Origin of the sequence: Paenibacillus sp. V4I3, assembly GCF_030817215.1 — a bacterium.
Classification (GTDB): domain Bacteria; phylum Bacillota; class Bacilli; order Paenibacillales; family NBRC-103111; genus Paenibacillus_E.
On the sequence record NZ_JAUSZA010000001.1, the window covers coordinates 4316595 to 4331433 of the forward strand.

Consider the following 14839-nt stretch of genomic DNA (forward strand, 5'->3'; position numbering starts at 1 on the left):
TGTAAAATGTAAGCGTTTTAATGCGTGGCATATTCGCTACTCGGGAGGTGCATGTATCAAATGAATAAAAAGATAGCGCTTTTCTTATCGTTCCTACTATTGTGTTACTGCTTATCTCCTTTGGCTTATGCGGATGATACCGCTTCGCAAACCCCACAGACGACAGCCACGCTGTCAACATCGACTACACCATCTGCAACCCCGGCGGCAACTCCAAAAGTAACTCCAAAAGTAACTCCATCCTCGTCGGTAACTTCAGACACGTATCTGGCCGATCAGCTCGGCGATTTGAAGAGTGTTTCGAAGGACGACAGGAAAAAGATTAACGTTTTATTAAAAATGGACGCGATCGACACGGCGTCAGCAGATTCTTTCGGTTCGGACCAACAAATCACTCGTGCCCAAATGGCGAAATCAGTTGCTATCATTTTAGGTTTACGCCTTGATGCAATAGGTATAGGATCGAGTTTCTCCGACGTCAAATCAGATGAGCCTGCGCGACGTTATATCGAAGCTTTGAAAAAAGCGGCTCTCACGTACGACGTGTCAGATATTTTCAATCCGTCGGGGCAAGTGACTCGCCAAGAACTCGCTATGCTGCTGATCAAGGGACTCGGTTTGGATGAGAAGGCGAAGGCAGCGACTCCTAGCAAGGATGGCACAGTTGACAATACTTACAAGAGCTACGTTGCCTACGCACTTCAGCAAAAAATCATGACTAACCAGGTTGATGGCAAATTCGGCGGAATCGTCCCTGTTACAAGAAAAGCGTTTGCACTGGCAGCTTATGAAGCGATGCAGCTGCATTTGACAACGGCGAAACCTGAAAAAGCTTCTATTGCCGAGTTGAAAGTAATTGGCAAGAACAAAATGACTGTAAGGCTGAATCGGGATGTCGATATCGATAAAGCTGTTCTGACAGTTACAAAAGAAGGTGCCGTAGATTCCGACAATGAGCCCTTGGTATTTACGGGAGGCACCGATTGGTCGGATGACAATATGACAGCCAAACTTGATATGGACGATACATTTACATTCGGTACTTATACAGTCACATTGTCCGGGGTCGATGTTGCGAACGGAATCATAGCATTTACCCCTGACAATGAGCAAGTCACCAAGCTGGAGATTGTTACTGCAACTGAGAAGCTTCCAAGATCCAAAGCCCTCGTTGAGTTCAAGGCAACCAATCAGTATGGAGAAAAGATGACAGTATCGCCAAGCAATGTGAGTGTTTACGTTACGGCGCAAAAGAACATTGCAGCTACAGTACTTTCCGGGATCAGCGCGATCAGCCTCGATTTGAGCGATATAGTTCCGAATAGTTCAATAACCGTTTTATTGCTTGAGAAGAGCGGTTATATATCCGTAACCAAAAATTTTACCGTAGGCGATCCTCCGCAAGTGAAGAAAATCGATTTAGGTGATGTGAAAAGCAATCTGAAACTCCCAATCGGGCAGTTACTCTTTAGAGCCGGAGAGAAGGCTTACCTTGCCTTCAAAGCCTATGACCAGTATGGAAATCGCGTTGTCGATCCCCAATATTTGAACATTGGAATCGGTAAGTCCTTTACTGGGGTTTTGGGGAATGTATTTAGAACAGACGGACAGAACGATTTCATCGATTTTGAAAACGACGGTTATCCTGAATTGCAATTAGTAGCCTACCCGAATTTGGACAGTGATAAGGAAGTAACTGTTACTTTGTTCTACGACAGTCAGCAGGTATCCCAGAAAGTTACAGTGAAGACGCCAAAGGCGCCCACTACTATCACGATGGGTCCCTTAACAAATCCTATAACTGAAGGCGATACGAACGTCTCAGTCAATTTGAAAATAGTAGATTCATCTAATTATGAATTGACTGCTGCCGAAAGGGCGGATCTTCTAACGACAGGTAAAATTACGATCTATACCACAGGAGGTCTCGTACTGGCTAATCCAGCAATTAATTCTACAGGATCAATTATCATTCAACAGGTGCCAGGGGCAGGTCCAGCCGCTATTAATGTCCGAATTAATGGGCTCGGTCAAACCGTAGCATTTCCAATCAATATCGCTGCTGCGCGCAAGCCCGATTCAATAAAAGTAGATCTTAATAGCTCTGCTCCGAACATTTTGGCGCTTAATGGGGTGAGTACCAAATTTTCCTATTCGCCACCCAAAACAAAATTCATCATTTACGATCAAACCGGTACTGAATACAAAACGAACCGAGACGATTACAAGGTTCAATTGAAACTTGAGAAAATCAGCGGTGATTCAGGAGCGATTACCAATACTTCAGGAGCAGTGTCGCTCTCTGATGCGACGCCGATAGTACTGAAAGGGGTTAAGGATATAAGCTCAAATAGCATCACCTTCAACCCATCACCAACGCTGGCGGGCAGCTACAAATTGACTGCTTCGATTGTTCAAGTGGACTCGAGTGGGCAAATTCTGGAGACATTGAGCTCCGATTCGGTAACAGTAGACGTTAAGAACATATCGAATGCGAATCTGACCTACACTGTTGAAATGTCGAGCAGCGGGGATCTCTTTGCGATTGCCAGAACGCTTTTCGACAGCGGAGTAGCTGCCACTGTGACGGATGTAACGTACTTAATGAGTGACTATTCAATGCTTACCCAAACTGCAATGGTAAAAGTTAAAGATGGATCAAGCGTTGAAGCCTTTTCCATTACACCAAAGGCGATTACCACGGATAATCCAAAGGTCATCGGCACCAGAGGAAATATGATTATTGGCATCGATACCGGTAAAGCCAACTTGACAGTTTGGTACGAATCTCCGTTTGGAGGAGTGCAGAAGCTCACCATAACTAAAGGGGCCAATGTGGATACGTTAGTTCCTACTGAACTTAAGATTAACGGTGGTCCAGCAACAATATCGGGCGACCCAGTGGCTAAACTAAACGGTAAATACATTTGGGATTCTAGTCTATTGGGCAAATTACAGGCCACCACGGGTTACGGTACGATTAATCTGCATCAAGCCACTTACTTACTTGGCATTGCAGGGGTGCAGGCTTTCATCAGTGATATTGTTTATGCTAACGGTACGACAACGGCTCAGCAGGATACGATCACCGTCAATCCTGATTTTACTTTAACGTATGCCAAAGTAGGCAGCACGTTAGACATTAAGAGTTTTACCATTAATGTCGCTGCAGGAACGAACTCCAAATCGTTTGTAGTTAATCTGCAATAATTGGTATGTATCTGCGTTTTCCCATCAGTTTTTCATAAAGAAGTCCCTGCCGACTTATTGGCAGGGACTTCTTTTTTTCGAGCATGAGAAATAATAGTGGATTGCAACACGTTTCATCCAATTAATCCCCGAGTTTCTGCGACAGGATCGACCTATAATCAAGATCGTATTTACTAATTCTTTGCGCTTCGCTAATTTGTATACTTAACCTAAGATTGGAGGGCGAATACTTTGGCAAGAAAAAGATATGTCATCTGCGGAGTTAGTACGAGAGCGAACGGCATGTTTATCAAGCACATGCTGGAAACCTTTCAATCGCATTGTGAAATTGTTGGATTGCTGGACGCGGATCCCGGACGATTTACAAATTGTTTCAAGAAATTTCCGACATTGAACGGGCTGCCCGTTTATCTCCCCGATCAATTCGAACAGATGATCCTGGAGACGAGCCCTGACGTCGTTATTGTCGCAGGTGCGGACCATACCCATGCGGATTACATAGTTGGAGGATTGGAGCACCATCTTGATGTCATATCGGAAAAACCGATGGTTACGAGCGGAGTTGATTGCAAGCGTGTTCTGGATGCACAGAACAATAGCAGGGGAAGGCTGTACGTGGCTTTCAATTACCGTTACTCACCGATTCACACAAGAATCAAGGAGCTAATCCTTGAAGGTAAGGTCGGGAGGGTTACTTCGGTCGATTTGAATTGGTATCTCGATACGTATCATGGCGCAAGCTATTTTAAAAGATGGAACCGTAAAAGAAGCCATTCCGGCGGATTGTCTGTACATAAAAGCACCCATCATATTGATCTTGTTAATTGGTGGATCGATCAAAAACCGGTAGAGGCTTTTGCATACGGTGCGCTGAATTATTTCGGTCCAGAAGGCGAGCTCAATCCTGTCAAGGAAGACGGAAGGCACTGCGGAACATGCCAAGTCAAGCAGAATTGCGCCTATTTCATGCGATGGTCTTCACGGAGCAAGGAGGTTGTACCTGAAGACGATCATTTGACGAATATGGATGTAAAGCCCAGCAATACGGGGTATCGCGCGGATGGCTGTATCTTCGATTCGGAAATCGATATTGAGGATACTTACGTTGCAGCCATTAAGTATAACAAGGGGGCCATGATGAGTTATTCCGTTAACTTTTCGCTGCCTTACGAAGGATATCGACTGGCTATTAACGGGACAAAGGGGAGAATCGAAACCCAGGAAGTAATGTCCAAGCGAGTAACGCATCAAGCACCTGAGCAAACGATTGATTATTTCCCATTATTCGGTGGCAAAGAAACGATCCATGTTGTTCCGCGTCCCGGAGGGCATGGTGGAGGGGACCCTCTCATTTTGGAAGATTTGTTCTTAGGACCAGATCCGATCCGTCCCTATGAGATTATGGCTGGAGCGGAAGCGGGAGCTGACTCGGTATTGACAGGGGAAGCGATATGGAAGTCAGTGCAAACAGGCTTGCCTATCCGCATAGCCGACTTGTTGGTTTTACCGAACTGATAGATAGGACAGAAGGGGACATGACTGCATGTATGAGAATTTAGAGAGTGTGGGAATTGCCCACTTTGATGTAAAAAGCCAGCTTCCGCGTTGGGTTTACGAATCCGCTATGCGCGCAGCCGAGAAGGGCGAACAAGCACGTTCAGCCATCAAGGATAAGTCAGAGCTTAAGCAACGGCAGCAGGAAATCCGTGAAGGGCTGGAACGATGCATCGGCGGCATGCCTTCTTCGGATGCACCTTTAAATCCAAGAGTTACAGGTACGGTTGAAGGGAACGGTTTCCGCGTTGAAAAAGTCATTTTCGAACCGAGGCCTCATGTATATGCGACTGCTAATTTGTATGTTCCCGACGGGTTAACTGAGCCCCGTGGAGCGGTACTGCTACTATGCGGGCATCGAGAACAGGCTAAACATTGTGATGAATATCAAACGGTTTGTCATTATATGGTTCATTCCGGTCTTGTCGTGATGTCGCTTGACCCAGTCGGCCAGGGGGAGCGGTTCGGCTTTTATGATCCAGATTCGAAACAGGCACCGATGACTAGCGTTACTGAACATGAAAATGTCGGGCGGCAGTGTATGCCGTTAGGGGATAGTTTAGCCCGCTATATGCTGCATGACGCCGTACGGGCGATAGATTATTTATGCACCCGGCCGGAGGTCGACCCGTGCCGTATAGGAGTGACAGGCCATTCAGGCGGTGGAACGCAGACTTCGCTGGTTATGATGTACGATCAACGCATTGCCGCAGCAGCCCCAGGCGGATTTATTATGAATCGGCCGTACTTTCTACTTACTGGCAAAGCCCAAGATGCCGAGCAGAAATGGCCAGGTTTTTCCGCGCTAGGTTTCGATCATGAAGACATTGTATTAGCCATGGCTCCAAGGCCTGTGCGTATTCTTGCTACAACGTATGATTCCGTCCCGATTGAAGGTCCCAGGCATACGGTAGCTGTAAATCGCAGATTTTGGGAAATGTTTGGCCGAGGTGAAGATCTGGACATTTTCGAAGATGAAAACGTACATCGATTTACGATTCCATTGGCACGTGCGGCGGCACAGTTTTTCTCCAAGCATTTGCTCGGACGTACAGATGAAATCGGCATCGAAGATATAAAACTGATCCCTGCCCAGCAGCTATGGTGCACACAAAGCGGTCAGGTCATCGGCGAGCTTGCGCATGCCCAAAACACGCATGTTGAAAATAGGGAACGGCTAGTGATATTTGAGAGGTCACGCCAAGCATTATCAGAAGACGATCGAAAAAAGCGATCGATTGAATGGCTTCGAAAGCGTGTGTTTTCGGGCAGACAGCTTTGCGACCTTAACCCACGTCCTTCCGGGGGAGGGGAAGTAGCGAATATGTGGGTAATCCGCAAGATCTGGTGGAGCCAGACAGGATTATTAAATCATTGTTTACAATTTTTCGATTCGAAGCTTGCGGGTCATAAACTCCCGGTAACCATTGCCGTCTGGGACGGGGGATCGAACCAGCTTCAAACGCATGCCAAGTGGATTGAAGAAACTTGCGCCTCCGGTCGACTTGTGATGGTACTCAATCCAACAGGGATTGGGCCGCTTCTTCCGCATTTGAATTCACCAACGGATAAACCCTTCAAAAGATTCGGGATGATGGACAGATATACCGACGAGTTGATGTGGTTGGGCGACAGTATGGCCGCTGTACGGACATACGATGTGTTGCGAGCCGTGGAGCTTGCATCTGCATCAAGCAATATTGATCCTACGGACATTCGATTATATGGAAACGGACGATATGCCATATACGCCGGATTGGCGGCTTTGCTTGATGACCGCGTCCAGAATATTTGCATGGAGAACCGCATGTATAGTATCTCCGATTGGATCAAGGAACCGTTTTACGATGAAACGGACTCTTTAAGTTTTATTTTTCCAGGGATGCTCCGATATTTCGATCTGCCTGATGTGGATAGATGGCTTGCCGAGAAAGGCAAGCTTTACGAACCTGTTAGGAGCGATTTTGTGAGTTGAAGGAGGGGTTGAGGATGCAAAAGCATACATAATCCCAGATCGTGAAACGCTACATCAAATTTAATGCAGCGCAGAAACTGAAAGTATGATGGGCCTATATAAATGAAATACCGCCCAATGAAAGCGTTACAATTTCGTACTAAAGTAAGATTAAAGAAATGATTAAGTAAATCTCACGAAGTTAGAAGTTTCACTAATGCTAAACTCTAAGGAGGTTCAAAGAAGTATGAAAAAGTATCTTCAATCATCCTTGTTGATTGCGACGGCAATCACCGTTATTGCGGGCTGTGAATCAACACCTGCAGCACAAAGTCCAGCAGTCGAAAAATCAACAAAAACACCGGATAACGAATTGTTCATTTATACGGTGTACCCTGCCTTTTACGCGAAAGAAGAAAATTACGAAAAGCAAATTGGACAATACCTGAAGAAAAAGTTTCCTGATATCTCCTTTAAACATGTTCACTGGGATAACCCGGGACGGCAATATAAGGACTTAATCGCGGCCGGCACGATTCCCGATATTATTATCGAGAATTCAAGTGGCAATTTTGAAAAGAATATCATTAAGAATGATCTCCAGTACGACATGACCGACTTGATCAAAAAATATAATTTCGACACCGGAAAATTGAATCCCGCAGCCATGGCGAAGATGAAAAATACGAATCCTGAAGGAAAAATATATGGTTTACCTTACCAATTGAGCGATTTCGTACTTTTCTACAACAAGGATATTTTTGATAAATTCGGAGTCGACTATCCCAAAGATGGTATGACTTATGATGAAGTTTATGAATTGGCCAAAAAGCTGACTCGTGTAGAAGGAGAAAATACGTACAAGGGCTATCAGCAGCATCCTGGTTTGTATATGACTTATAACCAACTAGGGTTATCGCCGTTCAGTTTGACGGAGGACAAGGCTGTATTGGCAACGGACGGATGGAAGAAAGAAGTAGACAACCTAAGACGTTTCTATGAGATACCAGCTAATCAGTTTACTTCGGTAGACGATTTCCCCAAAGGAAAAATGGCAATGAGCGTCCATGTTTCGGAGAAAATTGTTCAATGGTATGAGCAAAATAAAAACTTGAATTTCGATATCGCAGCCATGCCTTCTTTCGCCGATGTGCCAAAGACTAAAGCCATGCCGAACATGTATGCGGCGTTTATTACGAAGCAATCCACGAAGAAGGATCAGGCATTTCAAGTTATCCAATACATGCTTTCTGAAGAGATGCAAGTCAATTTAGCCAAAGAAGGCATCATCGGCTCGTTGCAGACCCCTGCGGTTCAAGAAGCGTTTGGGAAAAACCTGCCGCAAATGCAAGGAAAGCACGTTCAGTCGATATTCTACGGTCAAAATGCGATGCCTCCGGCTGCACGCGCTGCAGGCTTAACCTATATTGATGTGCCTTTGCACAATGTTTTCTCTCCTTTGATTTTTGGAGAATCCAAAGATTCGATGACCGCGCTGCGGATGATCGAAGAACAATCGACCAAAGGTATTCAAACAGAGAAAGCCGCTAAATAACTTTTTTCGTCGAAACTCCAGTTTGAGGACTGGAGTTTTTTCTCGAAGCTAGGGAGGAAGAGGAACAAATGAACTTATTCCAATTGCAAAAAAAATTTGCTAAAGCAGATCCGCGTTTCGGACCTGTCCCTTTCTGGTGGTGGAGTGCTGAAGAGGTGACGGCGGAACGTATTCGCTGGCAAATGAAAAAGTTTCGCGACGGAGGGCTGCGCAACATCGGCATTATTAATTTGGCCCCTACAGGACCGCAGTACGGTTCCGTGAGCGATCTTCCCGTGTTTGCAAGCGAAGATTGGTGGTGCATGTTTGAAGTTGCTCTGCGTGAAGCGGAGCGATTAGGCATGTATCTTTGGTTTTATGACCAAATTGGCTTTTCCGGATCCAACATGCCATCTCGTATTGTTACAGAGGATCCGGAAATGTCCGGGTATCAATTACGCCGATTCATGCACGGCGAGGAGATGCCAAAGTCCTCGGAAGTCCTTTATGAAACAAACGAATATGTGTATGCTGCGGTACGTCAGGGCTTCAATTGGCTCGACCCTAAGGCAACGGGACAATTGATTGACCGGATTCACGGTGAAATGGAGCGCCGCTTCCCTTATGATCTCGGCAAGACGATTGCGGGAAGCTTTCAGGACGAACTGCCTCCGCTGCCACTGTGGACACCTGAGTTGACGGATCGTTACAAGGAAAGGTTTAAGGAGGATTTAACGCCTCTTCTACCCGCATTGTATGATCCGCTTCCTGGTTCTGAACAAGTGCGTCGTCGTGTATACCGTCTTGCTGCTGAACTTGCGGAACAATCGTTCTTTATTCCACTCGGTGAATGGCACCGACAGCGCGGAATGCTCATTTGCTGCGATCAGGCCGGACCAGCGAGAAGAGCGGATCCTAACGGGGCGCAGAGGCTTTATTTGGATTATTTTCGGACACATAGATGGTATAACACATCAGGAAGTGACATGGATGGCGAGATTAAGCCGCATTCATCTATGGCACATTTACACGGAGGTTCACGAGTATTCTTAGAAGCATTCCATTCCAGTGGTTGGGGCGGGACATTGGAGGAAACGATGCATTGGTTGATCCCATGGTTTCAAGCGGGGAGTAACCGTATATAGTCCCCATGCCGTTTACTATAGCACCCGTGGCGGTTGGTGGGAGTGGGCTCCGCCCGATACGGGATGGCGCCAGCCTTATTTCGAGCATTATCCGGTTTTTGCTAACACGATTAGCCGTGTTTGTTATTTACTGAGTGAGGGGACGCATGTTTGCGACGTTGCTGTCCATTACCCGTCTTATGCGGTATGCGGATATTTGTCTTTGGCGGATGGGAAAACAAATGAACATCCGATGGGGATATCGAATCGTGAGCCGAACGAGCAAGTAGCCCATATCCAAAACGTATATAGGAAAATAACAGGCAGTTGGAGCCGCAGAGATCACAAGCAGCCTGGTGCGCTAAGGAAAGCGCAGTTAGATTTCGATATTGCAGACGATAGTGCTTTGCAAAAGGCGACGTCAGATAAGGGCAAACTTAAAATCGCGGATGAGCGCTTTTCCGTTTTACTTTTGTGTGGAACAACCGTTATGGATGAAGAAGCACGCACACGAACCGAGGCTTGGTTGAGTGAAGGCGGTTTTGTGATTGCTGTAGCTGTACCCGAAGATGAGCGAGATATGGCTGGCGCCATATATGTCGATACAGCAGAAGAGGCAGTAGCACTGGTGGAATCCCGTATTCCGAAAAGGGTGGAGGGTCCAGGTGAATCCTTGCACCGCAAAATTGAGGATGCCGATATTTTCTTGCTGCTTCCAGAGAACGGAGCTTTGTTAAGCATGCATCAACCTGCGTGTCCGGATACCGTTTTACCTGGGTCTGCCGTTTACCGATTAAGAACAGATCGTGTGCCCCAGATTTGGGATCCGGTCAATGGATCTATGGAGCCGATTCCGTATAAACGGGAAGGCGAATGGATTGAAGTGCAAGCTCCATTCACATCATGGCCTGCTTCGTTGATCGTGTGCACAGTGAAGAATGCAGCTTCTACGGCTGCAGAATATAATCATGAAAACTCCCCAATGTGTCCCTTTCCAGCCCAAATCGGTCAATTGGAAGCGAGTGGGAAAAGGCTGGAGTTGACATCTGGCGATTGGCGAATCCAAGTGGAGCCAACTTTGGACAACCGGTATGGGGATTTTGATTTGCATGGCGAACTTAACGGCTTTCTACCGATAGAACGCCGCATGATGAGTGTGCGCTTAGAGAGGGAAGAGACGGAGGGGGAGAAGGCGGGCTGGCATAAACCCGATTTGGATGAATCCAATTGGCTAACGAGATTATGGAGCGAATCCTCTTATTGGCATGTATGCCATGGAGAAGAGTTCGACGAATTACGCTCTGTTCAGAAAGTGTACAGCAACGTGTTTGGAGATCTCGCCATGCGTTCTTGGGCCGGCCGGATGGGTCGTGTTCCTCGTCGATTTCTCAATCTGGGTGAATTGAAAAAAAGAGAATTCGTTTGGGCAAAAACATTTGTGATCGCACCTTCTGGTGGACGCTACTGGATCCGGTCGGAAAGTAACTCCAACATCACTGGACGTATCAATGGCAAGGAGATTGCATGGAGCGGGGGACCCGAAGAGCAAACGGCATGGATCGAGTTGCAAGAAGGGAGCAATGAACTGCTATTGAGGGCTCAAGCTATCGGCAACGGCGTTATAAGGGCAGGCATCGAAGTGAACACGATCGCGCGTCTGCCACTTCCGAAATGGCTGTTTGCCCAGCGTCCTAATTTGCAATCCAGCTTGATGAACCAAATCGAAAGCAGGCGCGATCACCCATTTCAGCGGGTTCGAATCGTGTTTGCCGCTCGCGGGAGAGCCGTGCTATATGTGAACGGAATCAATGTGACTGAACATGGGGATTTCAACCCTTATATCCGGCAAGGCCAGGAAGAAGTAGATGTTACGGCTCTTTGGCAATACGGCATGAATGAAGTCAGGGTTGCTTTACCCGAAGGGAAAGGCGAAGTATTTATAGACGGAGTCATTGAGCTGCAGAATGGTGAATTCGTTACTTTCTTCTCTGGGGAAAATTGGTCCGACGAACAAGGGAATGCTCCGGGTATCCATCATTTCTCCGTGCTCCAATTTGCAGAAACGGAGTCGTTATGGATTTCCGCCAGGCCGCATCCGCTACCGCTGGTGGGTTGGCTTATGCCTGAATCTGTTCCCGAGCCGAAGCCGCTCTCTTTCACTGCTGATCCTAGCTGCAATGGAAGACCCGTTTGGCTGCGCTTTCCGCTGCCCGTAGGAGCGAAGAGAATGCGTATCGAATGCGAAGGGGAGATGCGCGTTTGGATTAATGGCACAGAAATCGCAGCAAATGGCGGCAATATGGAGTTTGAGCCACAGCCAGCTGGAGCCTTAGCGGCCGTAAGAATAACTCCTTGTGGACCGATTACGGAAGCGGCCGTTCTTCTTGCACCGATTCGCTTCGAGACGATACCTGTACTAGGTTCGTTAGGCGATTGGCGGACCTCTCTTTGTTTGCCCCATCATAGCGGTGCGGTGGAGTACGAAACTGTTTTTGATACTTCTGCGCTCGAGGGTGCCGAGCTTGAATTGGGACACGTCAGAGGGACCGCGGAAGTTTGGTTAGATGGCATCCCATTAGGAGTGAGGCTTTGGAGACCATATAAATTCACACTGCCCAAATTGCCCGAAGGTAAGCATCGGCTTCGGATCCGGGTGACTAACACGCTCGGCACACACTACGAAATCGGCAAGCCAACAAGTCTTGTCGGAGGAAATCCTGACGTAACCTATTGGAACCGAGACCGGAATGAGGATGAGCTTGGTTGGCAGGAATGGTTCCCCACCGGCGGTTTATACGGACCTGTCGGGATCATTACGGATGACGTTTAAATGGATCTAACAACCTATAATTATGGAATTATTGCCCTATGATGCTGCACTTATAATATTATACATTTTAGTCAAAGCATCGAGATCGGATTTGTGAACCAAAGATTCACAAGTAATTGCAAGCGTTATCAAAAACCATATCCATATTAGGAAAGGGGGGAATCATTGAATTTTCTTGTAGATCATTGAGAAGTTAGTAAAAACTCACTATATTGCATCTGGAGGTGTATAAATTTGCGTATTCAAATTCAACGAATACTTTGCTTCACGTTATTACTTCATGTTCTGGTAGGCGTCGGAATGTTGGGGCAACCTGCTCCCGCAGCTGCCGCAGATTCAGTTGTCGAACCAACCACTCTACTGGACAAAGATTTTTCAAGCGCAGTAGAAGGACAGTCGGCTTCACAGCTTGGTTTTGATTATTCCACGCTTCCTTCAGGCGCCACGAGCAGTGCAGTAGTTGAGGTTGATCCGATAGCTAAACAAAAAGCGCTGCATCTTACTGTTAACAGTGCGGGTAACAGCCAATTTTTGATCAATAAAACCTTCAGCGAGACAAAAACCGGTACTGTAACAGCAGAGATAACTTTTATGCAGCCCGGTACTTCCAAAGCCAAGGACCAGATTATTTATCTCACGAATGCTGCAGGCACAAAATCGCTGGTGATTGCGGGTTTGGATTCGTCGAAGGGTGTGGTTTATTGGCCTGATACAGCACCAGTCGATCTCAAAACATCCTATCAATTGAACAAATGGCACACGATAAAAGTTGAACTAAATACACTGACGAAGAGATTTAACATGTGGTTCGACGGTACGCTTATCTCTGCCAGAAAAAATACAAACGATGCCATTGATGTGAAAAAGATCTCGATCGGCACTCCAGCGGGCAATGGCGAGCTTTATGTCCGCAGCATAAAAGTTACGCATACTCCCCCGAATTATAAGCCAGCAAAGCCTGAAATCGCTTACTGGGTTGGGCGGGATAAATCAATTGCGTTGTGGATAGAACCGGATGCATGGGCTTCCAAGTATAGTATAAAAATAAAGGAGAAAGCGGAAGATCCTTGGTATACAACAGCTACCTACACATCTATTCCTACGTCAATTCCGCCATATGCGTCTCCTTCGGCTAGCAAAGTTTGGGACCCTGTGACCAATACGGCTGTTGCTTTAACGAATGGCAAGACGTACATAGTAGGCGTTGCCGTAATTACCAGGGATGAAACAGCAAAAATAGATTATGAGGGTGAAATTACGGAATTTACTGCCACCCCCTATGCGGTTACGCCGATCGAAACTCCTGACACTAACGTGATCGGAACCGTTACGGCATACAACAATTACAATGCAAACAGATGGTCGATCAATTCCGGGCTATATGTTGGTGACGAGCCATTTGCAGATAGAACGTCTGCACTTAAGATTACTGTTCTTCCAGAGAAGTATAGCAGCATGGACTGGATCAAAACGCATGCAGATACAATGAGATATACGGGAAGTACCACTGGCATGCAGATTGCTACCTTTCCGGTCCGAGACAAGGCTTCGATTTATGTGGCAATGGATCAAAGGGAAACACCGCCTGCATGGCTTTCATCAGTTTCAGGATGGACGGATACCGGTGATATCATACAATTGGCTGACACGGCACTTTCCTATACGTTCAAAATTTATCAAAAAGATATTGCCTCTGGAGCGACTGTTACAATGGGCCTCAATAATGTAACTGATTATAATGCAGGCAAAAACGCCGGTTACTTCGTCATGGCTGAGCGGGTTCCGACTGGTTTGAAGGCGGATTCATTTGTGCCTTGGACGAATAAATCCAATTACACATTGAAGGGTTCCTTGGATGAAACTAGTGTAACCTTGGCCGTTTATAACAATCAAACTCTTGTCTATGACAGCAGACTAGCGCAAAATCAATTTTCTGTCGATGTCGAGTTGGCTCCTGGCGTAAATAACATTGAATTAATAGCAAGAAGAGCTGGCAGTTCTTACTCGGATAAAATCACTGGCGTTGTTCATTACGATCCTGTTGCACCCGTACTTCATATGACTGTGCCACCAACTTCCGTGAAAGACTTTCTTTATAACGTACAAGGAACTGTAAATGAGGAATCAAAAGTGACGATCAAGAACAATGGCGAGGCGGTTGCAGATTCGGTGTATACATCGAGTAACGTTCCGTTCTCTTATCCGGTGCAGTTGTCGGAAGGAATGAATCAAATTGAGATTTCCGCAATTGACGCTGCAGGTAACGAAAGTACGAAAACCTTTTCGATTGATTACATGTTCTGGGCAGGAAAGCCGGATTTTTACGATTTAAACGAAACAGAGATGAATTCGCTAGTCTCATCAGGTGATCTGATTGCTCAGAAGCAAATAACCAACAACACATCGAATGCAAAGCAAATTACGTTGTTTGTTGTGTTGTTTGATGCGAACAAGAAAATGGTGGATTTTTCGACGCTTATTGAAGAATTTGCCCCTGGAGAAACAAAAACGTTGAGCACCGGATTTACGCTGCCGACACAAGTGAACGGCTACAGTTTAAAAGCGTTTATTTGGGACAGTTTGGACGGAATGAAGCCTTTATCCGAGGAATCGATTATTGAGGGAGGTTAACA

At 46.4% G+C, this 14839-nt stretch carries 7 protein-coding genes; all 7 read left to right on the forward strand.

Translation table 11 applies throughout. From position 1 onward, the window contains the following. The first annotated feature begins 60 nt into the window (after nt 1-60). The 7 genes from QFZ77_RS19710 (at nt 61) to QFZ77_RS19740 (ending at nt 14837) form a co-directional block, all read left to right on the forward strand. Complete coding sequence (locus QFZ77_RS19710; protein ID WP_307442027.1) at nt 61-3210, forward strand: S-layer homology domain-containing protein; 3150 nt, start codon at nt 61-63, stop codon at nt 3208-3210. Nucleotides 3211-3441: 231 nt separating this feature from the next. Beyond that, the gene (locus tag QFZ77_RS19715; protein WP_307442030.1) at nt 3442-4725 is read left to right on the forward strand and encodes a Gfo/Idh/MocA family oxidoreductase; all 1284 of its coding nucleotides are present in this window, start codon (nt 3442-3444) and stop codon (nt 4723-4725) included. Between the two features lie 28 nt (nt 4726-4753). Further along, nucleotides 4754-6739, forward strand: a complete 1986-nt coding sequence (locus QFZ77_RS19720; RefSeq protein ID WP_307442031.1) for an alpha/beta hydrolase family protein — start codon at nt 4754-4756, stop codon at nt 6737-6739. Nucleotides 6740-6965: 226 nt separating this feature from the next. Further along, nucleotides 6966-8273: an ABC transporter substrate-binding protein gene (locus QFZ77_RS19725; protein ID WP_307442032.1), complete on the forward strand. Its 1308-nt coding sequence runs from the start codon at nt 6966-6968 to the stop codon at nt 8271-8273. Between the two features lie 68 nt (nt 8274-8341). Next, nucleotides 8342-9397, forward strand: a complete 1056-nt coding sequence (locus QFZ77_RS19730) for a hypothetical protein (protein WP_307442033.1) — start codon at nt 8342-8344, stop codon at nt 9395-9397. A 202-nt stretch (nt 9398-9599) separates the two neighbouring features. Continuing rightward, nucleotides 9600-12206, forward strand: a complete 2607-nt coding sequence (locus QFZ77_RS19735; RefSeq protein WP_307442035.1) for a hypothetical protein — start codon at nt 9600-9602, stop codon at nt 12204-12206. A gap of 234 nt (nt 12207-12440) precedes the next feature. Then, nucleotides 12441-14837: a hypothetical protein gene (locus QFZ77_RS19740; protein ID WP_307442037.1), complete on the forward strand. Its 2397-nt coding sequence runs from the start codon at nt 12441-12443 to the stop codon at nt 14835-14837. The last annotated feature ends 2 nt before the right edge of the window (nt 14838-14839 follow it).

Excerpts from the sequence above, each read along its gene's own strand:
- QFZ77_RS19730 (WP_307442033.1), top strand. The coding sequence starts at position 8,342 with ATGAACTTATTCCAATTGCAAAAAAAATTTGCTAAAGCAGATCCGCGT.
- QFZ77_RS19720 (WP_307442031.1), top strand. The coding sequence starts at position 4,754 with ATGTATGAGAATTTAGAGAGTGTGGGAATTGCCCACTTTGATGTAAAA.
- QFZ77_RS19725 (WP_307442032.1), top strand. The coding sequence starts at position 6,966 with ATGAAAAAGTATCTTCAATCATCCTTGTTGATTGCGACGGCAATCACC.
- QFZ77_RS19710 (WP_307442027.1), top strand. The coding sequence starts at position 61 with ATGAATAAAAAGATAGCGCTTTTCTTATCGTTCCTACTATTGTGTTAC.